This window comes from Vibrio sp. 11-4(1) (genome assembly GCF_013048625.1).
In the GTDB taxonomy this organism is placed as follows: Bacteria; Pseudomonadota; Gammaproteobacteria; order Enterobacterales; family Vibrionaceae; genus Vibrio; species Vibrio diabolicus.
The window spans coordinates 1-23508 of sequence record NZ_VHSY01000021.1; the positions used below are offsets into that span (position 1 = coordinate 1).

19 protein-coding genes and 1 pseudogene are annotated in these 23508 nt (G+C 46.1%); 14 read left to right on the forward strand and 6 right to left on the reverse strand.

Going from position 1 to position 23508, the window contains the following annotated elements; all coding sequences use genetic code 11:
- The 9 genes and pseudogenes from FKN16_RS23065 to rpoC all read left to right on the forward strand — a co-directional run.
- Positions 1-124: pseudogene (locus tag FKN16_RS23065) on the forward strand (elongation factor Tu); the annotation flags it as partial.
- A 266-nt stretch (positions 125-390) separates the two neighbouring features.
- Positions 391-771, forward strand: coding sequence for a preprotein translocase subunit SecE (gene secE, locus FKN16_RS23070; protein WP_005397258.1), 381 nt, complete (start codon positions 391-393; stop codon positions 769-771).
- A gap of 13 nt (positions 772-784) precedes the next feature.
- Positions 785-1333 (forward strand): transcription termination/antitermination protein NusG, encoded by a 549-nt coding sequence (gene nusG / locus FKN16_RS23075; RefSeq protein ID WP_005384681.1) that lies wholly within the window; start codon positions 785-787, stop codon positions 1331-1333.
- Positions 1334-1497: 164 nt separating this feature from the next.
- The gene (rplK, locus tag FKN16_RS23080) at positions 1498-1926 is read left to right on the forward strand and encodes a 50S ribosomal protein L11 (protein ID WP_005384682.1); all 429 of its coding nucleotides are present in this window, start codon (positions 1498-1500) and stop codon (positions 1924-1926) included.
- A gap of 4 nt (positions 1927-1930) precedes the next feature.
- Positions 1931-2632, forward strand: coding sequence for a 50S ribosomal protein L1 (rplA, locus tag FKN16_RS23085; RefSeq protein WP_005384683.1), 702 nt, complete (start codon positions 1931-1933; stop codon positions 2630-2632).
- A gap of 293 nt (positions 2633-2925) precedes the next feature.
- The gene (gene rplJ, locus FKN16_RS23090) at positions 2926-3420 is read left to right on the forward strand and encodes a 50S ribosomal protein L10 (protein WP_005397270.1); all 495 of its coding nucleotides are present in this window, start codon (positions 2926-2928) and stop codon (positions 3418-3420) included.
- A 57-nt stretch (positions 3421-3477) separates the two neighbouring features.
- Entirely contained in the window at positions 3478-3846 is a 369-nt protein-coding gene (rplL, locus tag FKN16_RS23095) for a 50S ribosomal protein L7/L12 (RefSeq protein WP_005397273.1), read from the forward strand.
- Between the two features lie 252 nt (positions 3847-4098).
- Entirely contained in the window at positions 4099-8127 is a 4029-nt protein-coding gene (gene rpoB / locus FKN16_RS23100; protein ID WP_005397275.1) for a DNA-directed RNA polymerase subunit beta, read from the forward strand.
- Positions 8128-8230: 103 nt separating this feature from the next.
- A complete protein-coding gene (rpoC, locus tag FKN16_RS23105) occupies positions 8231-12433 on the forward strand; it encodes a DNA-directed RNA polymerase subunit beta' (protein ID WP_005397277.1) in 4203 nt (1400 codons plus the stop codon).
- Between the two features lie 187 nt (positions 12434-12620).
- On the opposite strand, the gene FKN16_RS23110 is transcribed toward rpoC, so the two are convergent.
- A complete protein-coding gene (locus FKN16_RS23110; RefSeq protein WP_031780615.1) occupies positions 12621-13112 on the reverse strand; it encodes an Rsd/AlgQ family anti-sigma factor in 492 nt (163 codons plus the stop codon).
- Between the two features lie 177 nt (positions 13113-13289).
- Here FKN16_RS23110 and nudC point away from each other — a divergent pair, with 177 nt between their 5' ends.
- Together nudC and hemE are read left to right on the forward strand one after the other, a co-directional pair.
- Complete coding sequence (gene nudC, locus FKN16_RS23115; protein WP_170903629.1) at positions 13290-14087, forward strand: NAD(+) diphosphatase; 798 nt, start codon at positions 13290-13292, stop codon at positions 14085-14087.
- A gap of 247 nt (positions 14088-14334) precedes the next feature.
- On the forward strand, positions 14335-15402 hold the full coding sequence (gene hemE / locus FKN16_RS23120; RefSeq protein WP_006743188.1) for a uroporphyrinogen decarboxylase: 1068 nt from the start codon (positions 14335-14337) through the stop codon (positions 15400-15402).
- A gap of 238 nt (positions 15403-15640) precedes the next feature.
- Here hemE and FKN16_RS23125 read toward each other — a convergent pair whose 3' ends face one another.
- Together FKN16_RS23125 and FKN16_RS23130 are read right to left on the reverse strand one after the other, a co-directional pair.
- Positions 15641-16213 carry a uracil-DNA glycosylase family protein gene (locus FKN16_RS23125; RefSeq protein ID WP_170903630.1) on the reverse strand — a complete coding sequence of 191 codons (573 nt, stop codon included), beginning with the start codon at positions 16211-16213 and terminating at the stop codon, positions 15641-15643.
- A 2-nt stretch (positions 16214-16215) separates the two neighbouring features.
- Positions 16216-17139 carry a D-2-hydroxyacid dehydrogenase gene (locus FKN16_RS23130; RefSeq protein WP_170903631.1) on the reverse strand — a complete coding sequence of 308 codons (924 nt, stop codon included), beginning with the start codon at positions 17137-17139 and terminating at the stop codon, positions 16216-16218.
- A gap of 66 nt (positions 17140-17205) precedes the next feature.
- Here FKN16_RS23130 and FKN16_RS23135 point away from each other — a divergent pair, with 66 nt between their 5' ends.
- Positions 17206-17793, forward strand: coding sequence for a DUF416 family protein (locus FKN16_RS23135; protein ID WP_005382520.1), 588 nt, complete (start codon positions 17206-17208; stop codon positions 17791-17793).
- Positions 17794-17873: 80 nt separating this feature from the next.
- Here FKN16_RS23135 and FKN16_RS23140 read toward each other — a convergent pair whose 3' ends face one another.
- Positions 17874-19007: a hemolysin family protein gene (locus FKN16_RS23140; protein WP_170903632.1), complete on the reverse strand. Its 1134-nt coding sequence runs from the start codon at positions 19005-19007 to the stop codon at positions 17874-17876.
- Positions 19008-19260: 253 nt separating this feature from the next.
- Between FKN16_RS23140 and hupA the strand changes: the two genes are divergently transcribed.
- The gene (gene hupA / locus FKN16_RS23145; RefSeq protein ID WP_005382524.1) at positions 19261-19533 is read left to right on the forward strand and encodes a nucleoid-associated protein HU-alpha; all 273 of its coding nucleotides are present in this window, start codon (positions 19261-19263) and stop codon (positions 19531-19533) included.
- Positions 19534-19572: 39 nt separating this feature from the next.
- Positions 19573-20271 carry a DUF1481 domain-containing protein gene (locus FKN16_RS23150; RefSeq protein WP_170903633.1) on the forward strand — a complete coding sequence of 233 codons (699 nt, stop codon included), beginning with the start codon at positions 19573-19575 and terminating at the stop codon, positions 20269-20271.
- 82 nt (positions 20272-20353) lie between these two features.
- On the opposite strand, the gene purD is transcribed toward FKN16_RS23150, so the two are convergent.
- Positions 20354-21643, reverse strand: a complete 1290-nt coding sequence (gene purD, locus FKN16_RS23155) for a phosphoribosylamine--glycine ligase (protein WP_170903634.1) — start codon at positions 21641-21643, stop codon at positions 20354-20356.
- A gap of 154 nt (positions 21644-21797) precedes the next feature.
- Positions 21798-23390 carry a bifunctional phosphoribosylaminoimidazolecarboxamide formyltransferase/IMP cyclohydrolase gene (purH, locus tag FKN16_RS23160; protein ID WP_170903635.1) on the reverse strand — a complete coding sequence of 531 codons (1593 nt, stop codon included), beginning with the start codon at positions 23388-23390 and terminating at the stop codon, positions 21798-21800.
- Positions 23391-23508 lie beyond the last annotated feature (118 nt).

The following is a 23508-nucleotide window of genomic DNA, read 5'->3' on the forward strand; positions in this document are numbered from 1 at the left end:
TGACAACGTACAGATGACTGTTGAGCTAATCGCACCAATCGCAATGGACGAAGGTCTACGTTTCGCGATCCGTGAAGGTGGCCGTACAGTAGGTGCTGGTGTTGTTGCTAAGATCTTCGACTAATTCTTAACGAATTAGCGATGCTTTCGGAAAATCTTGAATTAGATTTGACGAACCAGTAGCAAAAAGGGCATCATTTGATGCCCTTTTTCTGCACTCAACATTATTTTTGCTGTTTTCTTGTTCAGAAGTGGGTTGGGCGCAGAGCAAGATTAAGCAAAGATGCTTAATCTTAAGAAGAGTACGCTGATTTTTTCAGCGATATGGAGTTTGCCCTGCAACAGCGGGGTTGTTGTCGTCTATATTAAGACTTGTAACAGGTTGGTTTTATGAAAGCAAATAATGCTGAAACTCCTGATAGCTCAAACGCAGCAGATACGTTTAAGTGGTTAGCCGCTTTCGTATTGGCAGCTGCCGCTGTTGTGGGTAATTACCTGTATGGTGAAATGTCTGTAGTGGTTCGTGCTGCAGGCGTTGTTGTTCTTATTGCAGCTGCCTTAGGCGTTGCAGCAACAACGACTAAAGGTAAAGCAGCGATCAGTTTTGCAAAAGAATCGCGTATGGAAGTACGTAAAGTTGTTTGGCCTACTCGCCAAGAAACCATGCAAACAACACTGATCGTTTTAGCTGTAAGTATTGTAATGGCTCTAGTGCTATGGGGTATTGACGGAATTATGGTTCGTCTAGTAGCTCTAGCAACTGGGGTATAGAGGGTTTTTATTCATGAGTGAAGCTCCAAAAAAACGCTGGTATGTGGTTCAAGCCTTCTCTGGATTTGAAGGTCGTGTAGCTCAATCTCTGCGCGAGCATATCAAAATGCACGGCATGGAAGAGCTATTCGGTGAAGTACTGGTTCCTACTGAAGAAGTAGTGGAAATGCGCGCGGGTCAGCGTCGCAAATCTGAGCGTAAGTTCTTCCCAGGTTACGTCCTTGTTCAGATGATTATGAACGATGAATCATGGCACCTAGTACGCAGTGTGCCGCGTGTCATGGGCTTCATTGGTGGTACCTCAGACCGTCCGGCACCTATCACGGATAAAGAGGCTGACGCGATTCTTAATCGTCTTGAGAAAGCGAGTGAAGCGCCTCGTCCACGTACAATGTACGAAGCGGGTGAAGTGGTACGTGTTAACGAAGGTCCATTTGCTGACTTCAACGGTACTGTTGAAGAAGTGGATTACGAGAAGAGCCGCCTGAAAGTGTCTGTCTCGATCTTTGGTCGTGCGACACCAGTTGAGCTTGAATTTGGTCAGGTTGAAAAGCTGGACTAAGACTCTTCGTTAAAGAGTATAAAAAATCACCTTTTTAGGGTTGTATAAGGCGCGGATTATGACTATAATTTCGCGCCTTTTTACTTCAAGTGAAGTAAAAAGTTTCTTACACAAACGGGGAGCTGATCCGCGATTAGCGTTTGTACCCAAACTTAGGAATTATCATGGCTAAGAAAGTTGAAGCTTACATCAAGCTACAAGTTGCTGCTGGTATGGCTAACCCTAGTCCACCAGTAGGTCCTGCACTAGGTCAACACGGTGTGAACATCATGGAATTCTGTAAAGCGTTCAACGCAAAAACAGAATCTATTGAGAAAGGTCTACCAACTCCAGTAGTTATCACAGTATACAGCGACCGTTCTTTCACGTTCGTAACTAAGACTCCACCTGCTGCAGTTCTTCTTAAGAAAGCTGCTGGCGTTAAGTCTGGTTCAGGTCGTCCAAACACTGAAAAAGTTGGTACTGTAACTGACGCTCAAATCCAAGAAATCGCAGAAACTAAAGCTGCTGATATGACTGGTGCTGACATCGAAGCGATGAAGCGTTCTATCGCTGGTACTGCTCGTTCAATGGGCCTAGTGGTAGAGGGTTAATAAGATGGCAAAACTAACTAAGCGCATGCGCGTAATCCGCGAAAAAGTTGACGTAACTAAAGAATACGAAATCAACGAAGCTGTTGCTCTTCTTCAAGAACTAGCGACTGCGAAATTCGTTGAGTCTGTAGACGTTGCTGTTAACCTAGGCATTGATGCTCGTAAATCTGACCAGAACGTACGTGGTGCAACTGTACTACCTCACGGTACTGGCCGCGAAATCCGCGTTGCAGTGTTCACTCAAGGTGCTAACGCTGAAGCAGCTAAAGAAGCTGGCGCAGACATCGTAGGTATGGAAGATCTTGCTGAGCAAGTTAAGAAAGGCGAAATGAACTTTGACGTAGTTGTTGCTTCTCCAGATGCAATGCGCGTTGTAGGTCAACTAGGTACTATCCTAGGTCCTCGCGGTCTTATGCCAAACCCTAAAGTTGGTACTGTAACTCCTAACGTTGCTGAAGCAGTTAAAAACGCTAAAGCTGGTCAGGTTCGTTACCGTAACGACAAAAACGGCATCATCCACACTACTATCGGTAAAGCAAACTTCTCTGCTGAGCAGATCAAAGAGAACCTAGAAGCACTTCTAGTTGCTCTGAAGAAAGCTAAGCCATCTTCAGCGAAAGGTACTTTCCTGAAGAAAGTAAGCATCTCTACTACTATGGGTGCTGGTGTTGCTGTTGATCAGGCTAGCCTGAACACTCAAGCATAATTTATTTGCTTAGGCGCAAAATTAGTGTATAATTTTGCGCCTAATATTTGTGGTTGGGGCTGAACTTTGGTTCTTTGAACTGTCTCCTAGTTCGAAATGAATTAAGACCCAGTCTCCGTCCAAGACCGTAGGTGTTTGTGTAAAAGCAAACTTAATTATCCTACGTAGATGGTGCCCGAACTGACAGAAAGCTCTATGTAATATAGTTAACTTTCTTCTGGGGAAGCACCTCAATAGCTCTCACTGTCGTGATGATAGTGAGTGGTGTAACGACAACCAGGAGTAAATCCAAGATGGCTTTAAACCTTCAAGACAAAAAAGCAATTGTTGCTGAAGTCAACGAAGCTGCCAGTGGTGCACTTTCTGCAGTTGTAGCTGATTCTCGTGGCGTTCAAGTTGGCGCGATGACTTCTCTACGTAAACAAGCTCGTGAAGCTGGCGTTTACATGAGAGTTGTTCGTAACACTCTTGCTCGTCGTGCGGTTGAAGGTACTGAGTACGAGTGTCTAACTGACACTTTCACTGGTCCTACACTAATCGCATTCTCTAATGAGCACCCAGGTGCTGCAGCGCGTCTTTTCAAAGACTTCGCTAAAGAGAACAAAGATTTCGAGATCAAAGCTGCTGCTTATGAAGGCGCTTTAACTGACGCTGAAGTACTAGCAACACTACCAACTTACGACGAAGCAATTGCACGCCTAATGATGTGCATGAAAGAAGCTTCGGCTGGCAAGCTGGCGCGTACTATCGCAGCTATCCGCGATCAAAAACAAGAAGCAGCGGCATAAGCCTTGCTTTTTACTGGTTGCTTAATAAACTTATTGTTGACTTAAAAGAGAATTGTTATGTCTATTACTAACGAGCAAATCCTAGACGCAGTTGCAGAAATGTCTGTAATGCAAGTTGTTGAACTAATCGAAGCAATGGAAGAGAAATTCGGTGTTTCTGCTGCTGCTGCTGTTGTAGCTGGCGGCGCTGCTGGCGGCGAAGCTGCTGCTGAGCAAACTGAATTCGACGTAATCCTAGAAGCTGCTGGCGGTAACAAAGTTGCTGTAATCAAAGCAGTACGTGGCGCAACTGGCCTAGGTCTTAAAGAAGCTAAAGCTCTTGTAGACGGCGCTCCAGCACCTCTTAAAGAAGGTGTTGAGAAAGCAGAAGCTGAAGCTCTTAAAGCTCAGCTAGAAGAAGCTGGTGCAACTGTTGCTGTTAAGTAATTATTGCATAGTTTCTTAGCCTAACGGCTAATTGGCTGGTGGTTTTTTAACCACCGGCCTTTTTGCGCTGTAGGGTATAGGCGAATTTTCCCGCTGTTTAAGCGCCTGATATCCATGCAAAAAACATTTCATTCTTACGAAATGAAATGTCACTACAGTAAACAGCTATATTAGTCACTGTCCCTTACCCCCCTTAAGTAACTAGGAGCGGGCGGACAGTTTGGGTCACTTATCAGCGAGCTGAGGAACCCCATGGTTTACTCTTATACCGAGAAAAAGCGCATCCGTAAGGACTTTGGTACTCGTCCACAAGTTTTGGACATTCCATACCTGCTATCGATCCAGCTCGATTCGTTCGACAAATTCATCGAACAGGATCCTGAAGGTCAATACGGTCTTGAAGCCGCTTTCCGTTCTGTATTCCCGATTCAGAGCTACAACGGCAATTCTGAGCTGCAATACGTTAGCTACCGTCTTGGTGAGCCAGTTTTTGACGTTAAAGAATGTCAAATCCGCGGTGTAACTTACTCAAAGCCACTACGTGTAAAACTACGCCTAGTTATCTTTGATAAAGACGCGCCAGCAGGTACTGTAAAAGACATTAAAGAACAAGAAGTCTACATGGGTGAAATTCCACTCATGACAGACAATGGTACCTTCGTAATTAACGGTACCGAGAGGGTTATCGTATCCCAGCTGCACCGAAGCCCAGGCGTGTTCTTCGACAGCGATAAGGGTAAGACCCACTCTTCAGGTAAAGTTTTATACAACGCACGTGTTATTCCTTACCGTGGTTCATGGCTTGATTTCGAGTTTGATCCTAAGGATAACTTGTACGTTCGTATCGACCGCCGTCGTAAGCTACCAGCATCGATCATCCTTCGTGCATTAGGTAAGTCGACAGAAGAAATCCTAGATCTCTTCTTCGAGAAAGTGAACTTCGAAGTGAAAGACCAAACTCTATTGATGGAGTTGGTTCCAGATCGTCTACGTGGTGAAACTGCGTCGTTCGACATCGAAGCGAATGGTAAAGTTTACGTTGAGCAAGGTCGTCGCGTAACAGCTCGTCATATCCGCCAACTAGAAAAAGATGGTGTTGATCACATCGAAGTACCAGTTGAGTACATCGTAGGTAAAGTTGCATCAAAAGATTACATCAATGAAGCAACTGGCGAGATCATTGTTAACGCTAACCAGGAAATCAGCCTGGAAGCACTAGCGAACCTATCTCAGGCTGGCCACAAAGCGCTAGAAGTTCTATTTACGAACGATCTAGACCACGGTCCATTCATGTCAGAAACACTACGTATCGACAGCACGGTTGATCGTATTTCTGCATTGGTAGAAATCTACCGCATGATGCGCCCTGGTGAGCCGCCAACAAAAGAAGCTGCAGAAGCTCTATTCGAAAGCCTATTCTTCTCTGAAGAGCGTTACGATCTATCGACTGTTGGTCGTATGAAGTTCAACAGCTCTATCGGCCGTGAAGATGCTCAAGAGCAAGGCACACTTGATGAAACTGATATCATCGAAGTGATGAAGAAGCTGATCGCGATCCGTAACGGTAAGGGCGAAGTGGACGATATCGACCACCTAGGCAACCGTCGTATCCGTTCTGTAGGCGAAATGGCTGAGAACCAGTTCCGTGTAGGTCTAGTACGTGTTGAGCGTGCAGTTAAAGAGCGTCTAAGCCTAGGCGATCTTGACGCAATCATGCCTCAAGACTTGATCAACGCGAAGCCAATTTCTGCGGCAGTTAAAGAGTTCTTTGGCTCTTCACAGCTTTCACAGTTCATGGACCAAAACAACCCGCTATCAGAAGTAACGCACAAGCGTCGTATTTCTGCATTGGGTCCTGGCGGTCTAACTCGTGAACGTGCTGGCTTCGAAGTACGTGACGTACACGTAACGCACTACGGTCGTCTATGTCCTATCGAAACGCCTGAAGGTCCAAACATCGGTCTGATCAACTCTCTATCTGCGTTTGCGCGTTGTAACGAGTACGGTTTCCTAGAGACACCATACCGTCGCGTTGTAGATGGCGTAGTAACAGACGAAGTAGATTACCTATCTGCAATCGAAGAAGGCCAATTCGTTATCGCACAGGCGAACGCTAAGCTAAACGAAGATGGTACTTTTGCAGATGAGCTGATCACAGCTCGTCAGAAAGGTGAATCTGGTCTACACCCTCGTGAGCACGCTCAGTACATGGACGTTGCGACAAACCAGGTTGTATCTATCGCTGCATCGCTTATCCCGTTCCTAGAACACGATGATGCGAACCGTGCATTGATGGGTGCGAACATGCAACGTCAGGCAGTTCCGACACTGAAAGCGGACAAACCGCTTGTTGGTACTGGTATTGAACGTAACGTAGCCGTTGACTCAGGTGTAACTGCAGTTGCGAAACGTGGTGGTGTAATCCAGTCAGTAGATGCTTCTCGTATCGTTGTTAAAGTTAACGAAGAAGAGCTAGTACCAGGTGAAGCTGGTATCGACATCTACAACCTGACTAAATACACACGCTCTAACCAGAACACATGTATTAACCAGCGCCCATGTGTGATGCCAGGTGAGCCTGTATCACGCGGTGACGTTCTTGCTGATGGTCCTTCAACAGACCTTGGTGAACTAGCGCTTGGTCAAAACATGCGTATCGCGTTCATGCCTTGGAACGGTTACAACTTCGAAGACTCGATCTTAGTATCTGAGCGCGTAGTTCAAGAAGACCGCTTCACGACAATCCACATTCAAGAACTTACTTGTGTGGCGCGTGATACTAAGCTGGGATCTGAAGAGATCACAGCTGATATTCCAAACGTAGGTGAATCTGCTCTGTCTAAACTAGACGAGTCAGGTATCGTTTACATCGGTGCTGAAGTTAAGGGTGGCGACATCCTAGTTGGTAAAGTAACACCTAAGGGTGAAACTCAGCTAACGCCTGAAGAGAAGCTACTACGTGCTATCTTCGGTGAAAAAGCATCTGATGTTAAAGATACTTCACTACGTGTACCTAACTCTGTATCAGGTACGATCATCGACGTTCAAGTCTTCACTCGCGATGGCGTAGAGAAAGACAAGCGTGCGCTTGAAATCGAACAGATGCAGCTTAAAGAAGCGAAGAAAGACCTAACTGAAGAATTCCAGATTCTTGAGGGCGGCCTTCTAAACCGTGTTAAAGCTGTATTGATTGAAGGCGGTTACTCTGAAGCGAAACTAGACACGACTGATCGTAAGAAGTGGCTAGAGCTAACGCTAGAAGATGACGCACTACAAACTCAGCTTGAGCAACTTGCTGAGCAGTGGGACGAGCTAAAAGCTGACTTCGATAAGAAGTTCGAAACTAAGCGTCGTAAGATCACTCAAGGTGATGATTTAGCACCTGGCGTACTCAAGATCGTTAAGGTTTACCTAGCGGTTAAACGTCGCATTCAGCCTGGTGATAAGATGGCGGGTCGTCACGGTAACAAGGGTGTAATCTCTAAGATCAACCCTGTTGAAGACATGCCATACGATGAAAAAGGTCAGCCTGTAGACATCGTACTTAACCCACTGGGTGTACCTTCGCGTATGAACATCGGTCAGATCCTAGAAGTACACTTAGGTCTGGCAGCGAAAGGTATCGGTGACAAGATCAACCAGATGGTTAAAGAGCAGCAAGAACTAGCGAAATTCCGCGAGTTCCTACAAAAAGTTTACGACCTAGGCGACACTCGCCAGAAAGTAGATATTGCTTCTCTATCTGATGATGAAGTACGTACTCTGATCAAGAACTTGCGTGGCGGTCTACCAATCGCGACTCCTGTATTTGATGGCGCTCCAGAAGAGTCAATCAAAGCACTTCTTGAGCTAGCCGATCTACCAACATCAGGTCAGTTAACACTGTTTGATGGTCGCACAGGTGATGCGTTTGAGCGTCCTGTAACTGTTGGTTACATGTACATGCTGAAACTGAACCACCTTGTTGATGACAAGATGCACGCTCGTTCAACTGGTTCGTACAGCCTAGTAACTCAGCAGCCACTAGGTGGTAAAGCTCAGTTCGGTGGTCAGCGTTTCGGTGAGATGGAAGTATGGGCACTAGAAGCATACGGTGCTGCGTACACGCTACAAGAAATGCTAACGGTTAAGTCGGATGACGTTAACGGCCGTACTAAGATGTACAAAAACATCGTAGACGGTAACCACAGCATGGAACCTGGCATGCCAGAATCGTTCAACGTACTGTTGAAAGAGATCCGCTCGCTAGGTATCAACATCGAGCTAGAAGACGAAGAGTAATCCTTTCTCTCTTGATGAAAGTCGAGAGAATCAAAGCGATTATTTGGAAGAAGGTGCTCACTTTAGCTAGTGAGCTCCTTTTAACTCCTTACAGGAGCTGATTGTGAAAGACTTATTAAACTTTCTAAAAGCACAGCATAAGACCGAAGAATTTGATGCAATCAAAATCGGTCTATCTTCACCAGACATGATCCGTTCATGGTCTTTCGGTGAAGTTAAAAAACCTGAAACGATCAACTATCGTACGTTCAAACCTGAACGCGATGGTCTGTTCTGTGCGCGTATCTTTGGTCCAGTTAAAGACTACGAATGTCTTTGTGGTAAGTACAAGCGCCTGAAGCACCGTGGTGTTATCTGTGAGAAGTGTGGTGTAGAAGTTACACAAACTAAAGTTCGTCGTGACCGTATGGGCCACATTGAACTGGCTTCACCAGTAGCTCACATCTGGTTCCTAAAATCGCTACCGTCTCGTATCGGTCTACTGATGGATATCCCTCTACGTGATATCGAACGTGTTCTGTACTTCGAAATGTACGTAGTAACAGAGCCTGGTATGACTGATCTAGAAAAAGGTCAGATGCTTACTGAAGAAGAGTATCTAGATCGTCTAGAAGAGTGGGGCGACGAGTTCACTGCTAAGATGGGTGCGGAAGCTATCAAGGACCTACTAGGTTCTATGGATATGCACGCTGAAGCAGAACAAATGCGTGAAGAGTTAGAGACAACAAACTCTGAAACTAAGCGTAAGAAAGTAACTAAGCGTCTTAAGCTGGTAGAAGCGTTCATCGCATCGGGTAACAACCCAGAGTGGATGATCCTAACAGTACTTCCAGTACTTCCGCCAGATCTACGTCCTCTAGTACCTCTAGATGGCGGTCGCTTTGCGACTTCTGATCTTAACGATCTATACCGTCGTGTGATCAACCGTAACAACCGTTTGAAGCGTCTTCTAGAGCTAGCTGCTCCGGACATCATCGTACGTAACGAAAAACGTATGCTGCAAGAGTCTGTTGATGCGCTACTAGATAACGGTCGTCGTGGTCGTGCGATCACAGGTTCTAACAAGCGTCCTCTGAAATCTCTTGCTGATATGATCAAGGGTAAACAAGGTCGTTTCCGTCAGAACCTTCTAGGTAAACGTGTAGACTACTCTGGCCGTTCTGTAATCACAGTAGGTCCATACCTTCGTCTACACCAGTGTGGTCTTCCTAAGAAGATGGCACTTGAGCTATTCAAACCATTCATCTACAGCAAGCTAGAGACTCGTGGTCTTGCGACTACAATCAAAGCTGCTAAGAAAATGGTAGAGCGTGAAGAAGCGGTCGTTTGGGATATCCTAGACGAAGTAATCCGTGAACACCCAGTACTATTGAACCGTGCACCGACACTTCACCGTCTCGGTATCCAGGCGTTCGAACCAGTACTAATCGAAGGTAAAGCGATTCAGCTACACCCACTTGTATGTGCGGCGTACAACGCGGACTTCGATGGTGACCAAATGGCGGTTCACGTACCTCTAACTCTAGAGGCACAGCTTGAAGCTCGTACTCTGATGATGTCGACAAACAACATTCTGTCGCCAGCGTCAGGTGATCCGATCATCGTACCTTCTCAGGACGTTGTATTGGGTCTGTACTACATGACTCGTGAAAAGATCAACGTGAAAGGTGAAGGCATGTACCTTTCTGGCCCAGAAGAGGCTGAGAAAGCATACCGCACTAAACAAGCTGAGCTTCACGCACGCGTTAAAGTACGTATTACAGAAACCGTTGTAGACGAAGACGGCAACAGCACTACAGAAACCAAGATGGTAGACACCACTGTTGGTCGTGCAATGCTATGGCAAATCGTGCCAGCTGGTCTACCGTACAGCATCGTTAACCAAAAGCTAGGTAAGAAGCAAATCTCTAACCTACTTAACGAGGCGTACCGTAAACTAGGTCTGAAAGACACTGTAATCTTCGCTGACCAAATCATGTACACCGGTTTCGCATACGCGGCACTTTCTGGTGTATCTGTTGGTATCGACGATATGGTTGTACCAGCAGCTAAGTACACTGAAATCGCAGAAGCGGAAGAAGAAGTACGTGAAATCCAGGAACAGTACCAATCAGGTCTTGTTACTGCGGGCGAACGCTACAACAAAGTTATCGATATCTGGGCATCGACCAACGACCGTGTTGCGAAAGCAATGATGGAAAACCTTTCATCTGAAACGGTAGTTAACCGTGACGGTGAAGAGGAACAGCAAGAGTCATTCAACAGCATCTACATGATGGCGGACTCGGGCGCTCGTGGTTCTGCAGCACAGATTCGTCAGCTTGCGGGTATGCGTGGTCTGATGGCGCGTCCAGATGGTTCAATCATCGAAACGCCGATCACAGCGAACTTTAAAGAAGGTCTAAACGTACTTCAGTACTTTATCTCAACGCACGGTGCTCGTAAGGGTCTTGCGGATACGGCACTGAAAACAGCGAACTCGGGTTATCTAACTCGTCGTCTAGTAGACGTTGCTCAAGACGTTGTTGTAACTGAACATGACTGTGGAACTCACGAGGGTGTTGACATGATGCCTCACATCGAGGGTGGTGATGTTAAAGTTGCACTTTCTGAGCTTGCTCTTGGTCGTGTTGTTGCTGAAGACGTACTAAAACCTGGCACTGAAGACGTTCTTATTCCACGTAACACCTTGATCGATGAGAAGTGGTGTCAAATCATGGAAGAGAACTCAGTAGACAGCATGAAAGTGCGCTCTGTAGTAACGTGTGATTCTGACTTCGGTTGTTGTGCACAGTGTTACGGTCGTGACCTAGCACGTGGCCACCTAGTGAACCAAGGTGAAGCAGTAGGTGTTATCGCTGCTCAGTCTATCGGTGAACCAGGTACACAGCTTACCATGCGTACGTTCCACATCGGTGGTGCAGCATCGACAGCAGCGGCAGAGAACAGTGTTCAAGTTAAGAACAACGGTTCTATCAAGCTACACAACGCTAAATCTGTATTGGCTGATGACGGTAAGATCGTTATCACTTCTCGTGCGACAGAATTAACTATCATTGATGAGTTTGGTCGTACGAAAGAGAAACACAAACTGCCTTACGGTACGCTACTAAGCAAAGGCGATGGCGATACAGTTCAAGCTGGCGAAACAGTTGCAAACTGGGAAGCGCACACACTACCTATCATTACTGAGGTAGCAGGTCGCATCCAGTTCGTAGACATGATCGACGGCGTAACAGTATCTCGTCAAACTGATGACCTAACTGGTCTATCTTCAAGCGAAGTAACTGACCCAGCAGCTCGCCCTTCAGCAGGTAAAGATATGCGTCCAGCTATCAAACTTGTTGACGAGCAAGGTAACGATGTAATGATCCCTGGTACTGATATGCCAGCTCACTACTTCCTACCTGGTAAAGCGATTGTGAACATCGAAGATGGCGCAGCAGTAGGTGTTGGTGCGACACTAGCACGTATTCCTCAGAAGTCTGGCGGTAACAAAGATATCACCGGTGGTCTTCCACGAGTTGCTGACCTATTTGAAGCACGTAAGCCGAAAGAGCCTGCAATCCTTGCTGAGCACACAGGTACTGTGAGCTTCGGTAAAGAGACGAAAGGTAAACGTCGCTTAGTGATCACACGTGAAAGCGGTGAAGCTTACGAAGAGATGATTCCTAAGCATCGTCAGTTGAACGTATTCGAAGGTGAAAAAGTTGAACGTGGTGACGTGATCGCAGATGGTCCAGAGTCTCCACACGACATCCTACGTCTACGTGGCGTACACGCGGTAACTCAGTACATTGCTAACGAAGTACAGGAAGTTTACCGTCTACAAGGCGTTAAGATTAACGATAAGCACATTGAAACTATCGTTCGTCAGATGCTACGTAAGTGTACTATTACTCACTCTGGTGACTCTGAGTTCCTACCTGGTGAGCAGATTGAGTACTCACAAGTTAAGATTGCTAACCGTAACCTAGAAGCTGAAGGCAAAGAGCCTGCACGTTTCGAACGTGAACTACTAGGTATCACTAAAGCATCTCTAGCGACTGAGTCGTTCATCTCTGCGGCATCGTTCCAGGAGACAACTCGCGTACTAACAGAAGCAGCAGTTTCTGGTAAGCGTGACGACCTACGTGGTCTGAAAGAGAACGTAATTGTTGGTCGTCTGATCCCAGCTGGTACTGGTTTCGCATACCACCAAGAGCGTCAAGCTAAACGTTCTGAAGCGCAAGATGGTCCTTCTGCTGAGCAAGCAACGGACAACCTAGCGGCACTTCTAAACGCTGGTTTCTCTTCTGAAGAGTAAGCCATTTAACGAGTAATCGTTAGAAGCTTAAGAAAAAAGGCACCTTCGGGTGCCTTTTTAGTTTTTATCCTGCCTTTTTCTTCGAGAGGGTTCTTATAGAAGGTAATACTGGTAAGGCTAGAAACAAAAAAGACCGACGATGATCGTCAGTCTTTTCTATCCTTCAGTCTCTGAATGTTCGCAAACACTAAGCCCCTGGGGGCATAGACAGACTTTCTGCGATCTGCTGTATCAGATAGTCCTCGACTTCAAATCGAGTCTCAAGAATTTCGCCAATGAGACACATATCAGAATCGAAATCATCTAATTCATCATCTTCAGTAACTTCTGAGTACTTATCGTTAAAGTTCAATAGCGGTTCAGTTGTCAGGACTATTTGGCCATAAGTTTGATTGATCTCATTGGTCACGACAAAGCCAGTTGCTTTCCAGCGATCCATAACCATGTCATAGATTTTAAAATGGCCCTCGGAGATGTAATCAACGAGATGCTGACAGAAATCCTGCAATTCGGAAGGAGATGGGAGTTCAATAACATTGGTTTTCGAACAAGGTTGCAGTGCTGCAAGCTTACAATATTCAACAATCAGGGATTGTCGTGTCTCTAACCAGTGATCAATGACATCACTTGAGCCACCCCACTGGTCTTGTGTTTGTTTGAATTTTTTTAGCATGACCATGCCCTCATGATCTGATCGCCTGTTGGCGAACGTATCCTTTGCAAAGCAAAGTTAGTAAAGTTATTACAAACTCTTGTCCTTACTAGAATTTAGAGTGCGAATTTACTTAACGACAAACTCTAGTATGAAATTAGATTGCCAGTAAAATGAACGAACTTCAAGCAAAGGGATGGTGTAATGTTAAGAAAAGGTGATGTTAACCGCGCGATAAATGCATACTGGTGTGTTGTTGCAGGAAGTGAAATTTGGCTGGTGGATGGTGCTGTGCCTTTCGGGTCTGCAGAGCAGTTATCACTGCCTGAAGTGAGTGCAAGGCCCATTGGTGAGTATTCAGGTTCGCCCGTCATGTGGCTTAATTTGTCTGATCTGGAGCATGATCTACCATTAGTCTCACTACGCGACTGCCTGCATTTTCCTGAGCCATTATTTATGCTGTTAAGTAAAGCGGTCCAGTATGGGCACATGACGCAAAGTCTGCGTTTTTGCCCACAGTGCGGTGGAAGAAACTTTCTTAATAATAACCAGTTAGCTATGCAGTGTGGCGAATGCCGTACTCTCCATTATCCTCGAATATTTCCATGTATTATCGTTGCTGTGCGTAAAGAGAATCAGATCTTATTGGCTCAACATCCAAGGCATCGAAATGGTATGTATACCGTTATTGCCGGCTTCTTAGAAGTTGGTGAGACATTAGAAGAGTGTGTGGCTCGAGAAATTCATGAAGAAACAGGAATTCTCGTTAAAAATATTCGTTACTTTGGCAGCCAGCCTTGGGCTTTCCCATCGAGTATGATGATGGGGTTTTTAGCTGACTATGAATCGGGAGAGTTAAGTCCAGACTACACTGAGCTGTCTGATGCACAATGGTTTGGTATTGACGAGATGCCGCCTGTTGCGCCTAAAGGAACGATTGCAAGAGTGCTTATCGAACAAACGCTACAAGATATTGATTCTAATTATCTGATAAATAGATAAAAAAAACCCTCCGAGAGGGAGGGGGTAAGTAAGATGTCGTTATGAGATGCTGAGTACTGGGTACTCAGTTTATAATTGTAGTTTTCGCTAGCGAACAAATTTTTAACACTGATACCGATTGGGTGCAAATTAAGCATTGATTTAAAAGTTAATAACTTGATCCAGGTTGCAAAGCACACAGCTATTGGACTTAAATCAGTGATAGAATACCCCCTTTCACAGAAAGCCTAACAGTTGGAATTACGGAATGACTGAATTAAAAAATGATCGTTATCTGCGTGCGCTTTTAAAAGAGCCGGTAGATTACACGCCAGTATGGATGATGCGCCAGGCAGGTCGTTACCTACCAGAATACAAAGCGACTCGTGCAGAAGCGGGTGATTTCATGTCTTTGTGTCGAAATGCAGAATTAGCATCCGAAGTGACACTTCAACCATTACGCCGTTTTCCTCTTGATGCTGCGATCTTATTCTCGGACATCTTAACGATTCCAGATGCCATGGGGCTTGGTTTGCGTTTTGCTGCGGGTGAAGGACCTGTTTTTGATAACCCAATTACATGCAAAGCTGACGTGGAAAAAATTGGTTTGCCAGATCCAGAAGGTGAACTGCAATATGTAATGAATGCAGTACGTCAGATCCGTAAAGACCTTAAGGGTGAAGTGCCGTTAATTGGCTTCTCTGGTAGTCCGTGGACTCTTGCTACGTACATGATCGAAGGTGGCAGTTCTAAAGCCTTCACCAAGATCAAGAAAATGATGTACGCGGAACCACAAACTCTGCACTTACTTCTAGATAAGCTGGCAGACAGCGTTATCGAGTACCTAAACGCGCAAATTAAAGCAGGCGCGCAGTCGGTAATGGTATTTGACACATGGGGTGGCGTACTGACGCCTCGTGACTACAATCTGTTCTCGCTACAATACATGCACAAGATCGTTGATGGTCTGATTCGTGAAAACGATGGTCGTCGTGTACCAGTAACATTATTCACTAAGAATGGCGGCATGTGGCTTGAGCAAATCGCAGCAACGGGCTGTGATGCGGTTGGTCTAGACTGGACAATCAACATTGCAGACGCGAAAGCACGTATCGGTGATAAAGTGGCGCTGCAAGGTAACATGGACCCATCCATGCTTTACGCTTCGCCAGAGCGCATCCGTGAAGAAGTCGCGGATATCCTAGAAGGCTTTGGTGATACGGGTACTGGTCATGTGTTCAACCTAGGCCATGGTATCCACTTGGATGTACCGCCAGAAAACGCGGGCGTGTTTGTAGAAGCAGTACACGAGCTATCTAAGCCATACCACAAGTAAGTTAGATTTTTTGAAATCCAATACCGGCCTTCAGTGCCGGTATTTTTTTACCTAAAATTCAGTTTTTATCTGAAACTCAAGGCTGTACAGCTCTAGTAGTATTTGGCCTACTATGATCTAATTACTATTTAAACTGTACGTATGTTATTTAATCTTTTTATAAACAATAACTTAGTTGATTGGTGTTTGTACGCCAATTTTCTTGTACAGATAAGCAAGCAATTAGATCATAGGTAACCTAAAGCATCGAGTGAACGCGTTTTTTAAGGTATGGCACGACGTCAGATTCAAACCAAGGATTCTTCTTTAACCACAATGTATTGCGTGGAGATGGGTGAGGGAGCGGGATAAAGTCCGGTTCCCAATCTTGCCATTGCTGAACGGTTTGCGTGAGCGTCTTTGGTTTGTTGGTGAGATAGTACTGCTGCGAGTACTGACCAATTAGTAGAGTGAGCTCTATATTGGGCAGCTGCTCAAGAATCTTTTTATGCCAAGTGGGCGCACATTCTTTACGAGGCGGTAAATCACCAGAGTTCCCTTTGCCTGGATAACAGAATCCCATTGGGACAATGGTAATTTTATTTGGGTCGTAGAAAACGTCTTTGTCGATATCGAGCCATTGGCGTAATCGATCACCACTTGGGTCATTCCAAGGTATCGAGGTTTTGTGTACACGTGTGCCAGGGGCCTGACCGATGATTAGGATGCGTGCCCCTTTTGCGGCTTGTACGACAGGGTTTGCGCCCAAAGGTAAATTATCCGCGCATATCTGGCAGGCCCTCACTTGTTGCAATAGCTCGTCTAACGACATTCTCAGTAACCCTTTTCGAAATCCACTTGATAATTTAATGAAAACCCATCGCGCCAGCGTAGATAGTTGTCAGCAAAAATCTCGATGACTTGCTCGGGAAAGCTCAGCGCAGCAATGTGTGGAGTGATGGTGACTTGCGGTAGTTTCCAAAACGGATGCTCTACCGATAACGGTTCTTGCTCAAACACATCTAAGAAGGCGTGTTCTACCCAACGGTTTTTCAGAGCGAAGAGCAACCCTGTCTCATCCAGTACGTCGCCACGACCTACGTTAAATAATAACGCCTGATTTAGTTGGCTGAGCGTTTGACGATTAAGTAACTGTCGCGTCTCAGGTGTACTTGGTAGAGTATTCACAACGATGTCGGCTTGCTCAAATGCCTTACTTAGTTCATTGATATGAAAGGTCTGATGAAACTCGCCGCCTGAAGTCGGGATACCTGTGCGGTTAATACCGATAGTTTTTATCCCCATTGCTTTAGCGGCGTTGCCCAGATAGCCCCCAATGCTACCGGTACCAAGAATTACCATGGTTTTACTTTGTAATGACGTGTATAGGTGAGGCTGCCATTGTTTGTTTTGTTGTTGCTGGTGGTATCGGGCAAAGTGGCGGTAATGGGCAATACTGTAACCCAAAACATATTCAGCAATCAGTGGACCAAAGATGCCTCGAACGTTAGTTAGAGTATAGTCCTGACGAAGGCTAGGGGATGTTAAGGCGTTGACACCAGCAAACGTGGATTGCACCCACCCAAGCTGTGAAAACTCGTCTAATCTATTGGATAGTAATGGCGGATCGGCAAGAACTATTTGAGCTTCCTCTGGCTTATCAGTGATGCTCAGATCTGGTAGCTTTCTCTCCGTCAATAACGTTTCGTAGGTGTCACGATGCTCTGAGAGCAGGGAAATCTGATTTGAATGCGGCATTAACTTTTTTCCCTGTGATGAATCAAGTACACTTTCGCTGTTTTTTTCTTCAATGATTGAGTGACTATGCTTAAGAATCCTCTTCAGGTTCGTTTAGAAAAACTAGAACCTTGGCAACAAATTACCTTTATGGCGTGTCTATGTGAACGCATGTATCCAAACTATGCGATGTTTTGTGAGAACACAGAATTTGCTGATCCGCGTGCGTACCGAGCGATTCTTGATAGTGTATGGGAAATTTTGACAGTTAAGAACGCGAAAATTAACTTCGAACGTCAATTAGAGAAGTTAGAAGAGTTGTTCCCAAGTGCGGATGAGTTCGATTTTTACGGCGTTTACCCAGCGATGGACGCGTGTCAGGGTTTGTCTACGTTACTGCATGGTCTATTGGACCGCGACTACCTTTTCGATTCAATGCTTAAAGTGAGCCAACAGTCGGTACAAACCGTTGCTGATCTAGAGCAAGCGCAAGGTGCAGAGCCAATCACCAACGACAATCAGAAAGAAAATGAAGCCGTATGTGAAGAATGGGACGTGCAGTGGGCTATTTTCCGTCCACTGCGTGAAGCGGTAGAGCGTGACATCAGCTTGATTAAAGATTTACGTGAAGAGTTACGTGAAGAAGGCGTGAGCAACATCGGTATCGCACTTTAATCGTTGAATAGATAGAAAAAAGGCATCCTAAATGGATGCCTTTTTGTTTGCGGCGTTTGAGCGGTTATGCCCAATGCTGATTACGATTCTTTAGAGTCTGGTTTTGTCACTTCTTGAGTTTCTGGCTCCTTGTGATGCTTCTCCAGTTCTTCCTCTTCTTCATCATCATCGCGGCTTTCGATTACGCCGTGCATCTCTTTCCAACTTTCCCAGCGTTGGTAAGCCAGCTCTTGCATGTCGGTACTTTTATCCGCTTCATCGATGATTTCTTCACCCACGAGGTGTTCAAAGATATCCTCCAACGTCACCAAGCCTTGCACAGTACCGTATTCGTCAACGACAAGTGCCAGCTGTAGGCGATGAGTCATCATCTGGTCAAACACTTTCGGTAAAGTCGTGTTGTTTAGCACCACTTGAATCGGGCGCATGATTGCTCCCAGTTGTTTCTGTCCACAACCTGATTGTTGCAGTTTGAACAACTCAAGGCGGTGCACAAAACCAATGATGTTGTCTTTCTGCTCGCTATAAACCAATGGGCGTGAGAAAGGCGTATCCTTGTGTTTTTCTAGGAACTTATTGATGGTCATCGTGGCATCGATACGGAATACCACAGGACGTGGCGTCATAACCTGCGTTACAGGTACATCTTGGATGCCCAGCAGGTTGCTTAAGATTTTTGATTCACCCTCGGCAAATTCACCGCTTTCACGTGCCAGAATCGCCATTGCCGACAGTTCATCACGCATCTTGGGTGCTTCGTGGTTACGAGCAAGACGCTTGGTGATTTGCTCTGAAAACCATACGAATGGCGTTAGCGCCCATACCATCCAGCGTAATGCGACTGCCGCGGTTGGCGCCAATTGACGCCAGTAAGTTGCGCCAATTGTTTTCGGTACGATTTCTGAAAGCACCAAGATCGCCAGTGTGAGCACTGCCGAAAAGATACCTAACGCTTCGCTACCAAATACCACCGCAGCTTGTGCACCAGCAGTGGCCGCGCCGATGGTATGAGCGATGGTATTTAGAGTCAGAATGGATGCCAATGGTCGGTCGATATCTGATTTTAGCTTAGCCAGTTGCCCAGCTGCGGGATGCCCCTGTTGATTGAGCTGCGCAATGTAGCTCGGACTGATACTCAGCAGTACCGCCTCCAGCACCGAACAGATAAACGAAATGCCGATTGCAATAGAGATATAAATGGATAACAGCAGCATAGTTGCCCTTGAATGTAGTTTGATAGTGGTTATTTGCAGCTATTATAACCGCAAAAGTGCCTTATAAATTGGTCCAAATACCTTGGAAAGCAAGGGTTTTCAGGGGGTATGTGGTAACAAATTGTGAGTTATTACTCATATTATGGCTAAAAGTACGTCAGAAAATCGAAAGATCGCTTACAAACCTTTGCCAGATGGGGCATTTATGTTTTAGAGTGAGACGAATTCGATAACCTATGAGAAGGGAAACCTAATGAACAAGACCCAATTAATCGACTTTATCGCAGAGAAAGCAGACCTATCAAAAGCACAAGCAAAAGCTGCTCTTGAAGCGACTCTTGATGGTGTAACTGGTGCACTTAAAGAGGGTGACCAAGTTCAACTAATTGGTTTTGGTACATTCAAAGTAAACCACCGCGCTGCACGTACTGGTCGTAACCCTAAGACTGGTGACGAGATTCAAATCGCAGCAGCTAACGTACCTGCATTCGTAGCAGGTAAAGCGCTGAAAGAATCAGTAAACTAAGTTAGAATGCACCGAGGTATCCTGCCTCGGTGCAACTTCATGAAAAAACATCTACTCGCTTCACTTCTCTTATCTAGCTTTACCCTTTTTGGCTGTTCGTCGGTTGAAACTCCTAATTTAGAACAATTCACTCACTTCTCTGGCGGCAAAGTTGCTGGAGACGCAAGTAGCTTGTACTGGATGACCGAGAAACTCACTCGCGTGAGTACGGCGGCTGATTACGTGACTATGGGGGATAATGGCTGGTTTCAAAGTGACTACCGTTGGGATGAAGGTGAGCTTCGAGAGTTGATTCGAAAAGGTGAGCAAGTTGATACCAAGCAAGAGTTGGTGCCTTTTCAAATCCACATCCGTTTTAATAAAGATGGCGAAGCGGTTTACCAACAATATCGCGTTAATCGTAAAGTCTTACCACTTCAGCATGAACAATTAGAACGTTACAAGACAGAAGCGAATGATGTAGTGGCGTCGGTTAAGGCGCAGTCTCGTAACAGTCAGAGCCTCATTCAAGGTTATTGGAATGGCCAATCGTTTGAAACCTGCAAAGGTAAAGCGTTCTCGACACTCGAGTTTAATCAAACGTTGCCAAAATTTATTATCGATCGTCTCTCATCTGTAGACAGTTACGTCGCTTATGTCGGCAAGCAGTCACGAACTAAAGCAACGGTTGATGAACTGTTGATGCTCAATAATGATGACTTTGATTGTGTACCACGACCAGCATTACTCGCTGAGTAAGCTTGGTGAGACTTACTAACTGACAGAGTAATAAAAAAGGCGCTGAATGCGCCTTTTGTTTTTTAGCCAACTTAAGTTGTTTTTATTTTTCTTGCTCACGTGCAATCGCACGGTAGCCGATGTCACTGCGATGGAACATGCCGTCCCAACTGATCTGTTTTGCAAGCTCGTAAGCACGTTGCTGCGCTTCTGATACGCTATTGCCAAGTGCGGTTGCACAAAGAACACGACCGCCGTTTGTTACGATGTTGCCATCTTTATTGTCTGTACCCGCGTGGAAGACTTTCTCGCCTTCAATTTCAACTTGTGGCAGACCAGAGATCACATCGCCTTTGTTGTACGCTGCTGGGTAACCACCGGCTGCGAGTACGATACCAATCGATGCGCGCGGATCCCATTTAGATTCCACTTGATCAAGCTTCTCGTCGATTGCAGCTAAGCATAGATCAACCAGATCTGACTCCATGCGCATCATGATTGGTTGTGTCTCTGGATCACCGAAGCGGCAGTTGTACTCGATCACTTTAGGCGTACCATCTTTGTCGATCATCAGACCCGCGTATAGGAAACCTGTGTATGGGTTACCTTCAGACGCCATGCCACGTATCGTTGGGTAAATGACTTCTTCCATGATGCGGTTGTGAATTTCTGGTGTTACCACAGGAGCTGGCGAGTACGCGCCCATGCCACCAGTGTTAGGGCCCGTATCTTTGTCGCCTACGCGTTTGTGGTCTTGGCTGGTGGCCATTGGCAGAACGTTCTCACCATCCACCATCACGATGAAGCTTGCTTCTTCACCATCTAGGAACTCTTCGATAACCACGCGGCTGCCTGCATCACCAAATGCGTTACCTGCTAGCATGTCTTTGATTGCGTCTTCGGCTTCTTCTAGCGTCATTGCCACAATCACGCCTTTACCAGCCGCAAGGCCGTCGGCTTTCACCACAATCGGCGCACCTTGATCACGCACGTAAGCAAGCGCTGGTTCAATTTCTGTGAAGTTTGCGTATGCACCGGTTGGGATTTGGTGACGAGCAAGGAAGTCTTTAGTAAACGCTTTAGAGCCTTCAAGCTGCGCTGCGGCTTGGGTAGGACCAAAGATTGGTAAGCCCGCTTCGCGGAACGCATCAACCACACCAATAACCAATGGTGCTTCTGGGCCAACGATAGTCAGTTCAATCGCCTTCTCTTTGGCGAAAGCAACAAGGCCAGCGATGTCTTCTACATCGATGTTTACGTTCTCTAGTTTTGGCTCTAGTGCTGTACCTGCGTTGCCTGGAGCAATGAAAATAGTCTCAACATTTGGGTTTTGCGCTGCTTTCCAGCCTAGCGCATGTTCACGACCGCCTGAACCAATGATTAAAACTCGCATATGAAAATCCTTAATCTTATAAATACTGTTTACTCAAAGTAGTTGATGATGTGGCTAGGCAACAATTGAGCCCATCCCGGAAACATAGCCAGCTACGTAACCGGGGTGGGTGAAAGCAGTTAACAATGCCACAGTGCCAAATACGATGAGGAAATTAGTGGCGGAAGTGACGCATACCGGTGAAGATCATCGCCATGCCGTGCTCATCTGCTGCAGCGATAACTTCGTCGTCACGCATTGAGCCACCTGGCTGAATTACGCACTTGATGCCCGCTTCTGCAGCCGCGTCGATACCGTCACGGAATGGGAAGAATGCATCTGATGCCATTACACAACCTTCAACCTGTAGACCTTCGTCTGCAGCTTTGATGCCTGCGATTTTCGCGGAGTAAACGCGGCTCATTTGGCCTGCGCCTACACCGATAGTCATGTCGCCTTTCGAGTAAACGATCGCGTTAGATTTCACGTATTTCGCTACTTTCCAGCAAAACAGTGCATCTTTCAGCTCTTCTTCTGTTGGCTGGCGCTTAGAAACCACTTTTAGATCGTCTAGGCTTACCATGCCTTGGTCACGGTCTTGAACCAGTAGACCGCCATTCACGCGTTTCACGTCAAAGCCAGTTGTCTTAGTTGTCCATTTGCCACACTCAAGTAGACGCACGTTCTTCTTCGCTGCAACCACTTCAATCGCTTCAGCAGAAACAGAAGGTGCGATGATCACTTCAACGAATTGACGCTCAACAATAGCGGTTGCTGTTGCTGCGTCTAGCTCTTGGTTGAATGCAATGATGCCGCCGAATGCAGATGTTGGGTCAGTTTGGTAAGCGCGGTTGTACGCTTCTAGAATGTCTTTACCTAGCGCAACGCCACATGGGTTCGCGTGTTTTACGATCACACATGCAGGCTCGTTGAACTCTTTCACACACTCAAGTGCGGCATCAGTGTCTGCGATGTTGTTGTAAGAAAGGGCTTTACCTTGGATTTGGCGAGCAGTAGAAACAGATGCTTCTTGTGGGTTTGCTTCAACGTAAAATGCGGCTGCTTGGTGGCTGTTCTCACCGTAGCGCATGTCTTGCTTCTTCTCGAATTGCTGATTGAAAGTACGTGGGAATTTAGACTCTTCATCACCTTCTTTGTTCTCACCGTAAGATGGAACCATAGTGCCGAAGTAGTTTGCGATCATGCCGTCGTAAGATGCTGTGTGCTCGAATGCTGCGATAGCTAGGTCGAAGCGAGTTTCTAGTGTTAGAGACTTCTCGTTCGCGTCCATTTCAGCGATAACGCGATCGTAATCATGAGCGTTCACAACGATAGTCACGTCTTTGTGGTTTTTCGCTGCAGAGCGAACCATCGTTGGGCCGCCGATATCGATGTTTTCAACCGCGTCAGCTAGTGTACAGCCTTCTTTTGCAACGGTTTCTGCGAATGGGTATAGGTTAACAACGACCATGTCGATTGGATTGATGCCATGTTTTGCCATCACGTCGTCATCTTGACCACGACGACCAAGTACACCACCGTGAACTTTCGGGTGAAGCGTTTTAACGCGGCCGTCCATCATTTCTGGGAAACCTGTGTAGTCAGAGACTTCTGTTACTGCGATGCCTTGTTCGGCAAGTAGGCGTGCTGTACCACCAGTAGATAGGATATCGACACCGCGCTCAGCAAGAGCTTGTGCAAACTCAACAATACCTGTTTTGTCTGATACGCTGATAAGCGCACGGCGAATAGGACGAGCGTTATTCATGCTTCCATTTTCCTCAAATTCACGGAGTTAAAGATGTTTGCCAAAAATGAACTTGTTTTTACCTCTTGGGGTAAAATATTGGCCAGTTTTGGTAAAGACCTTTGCCGGATGTTTTCTG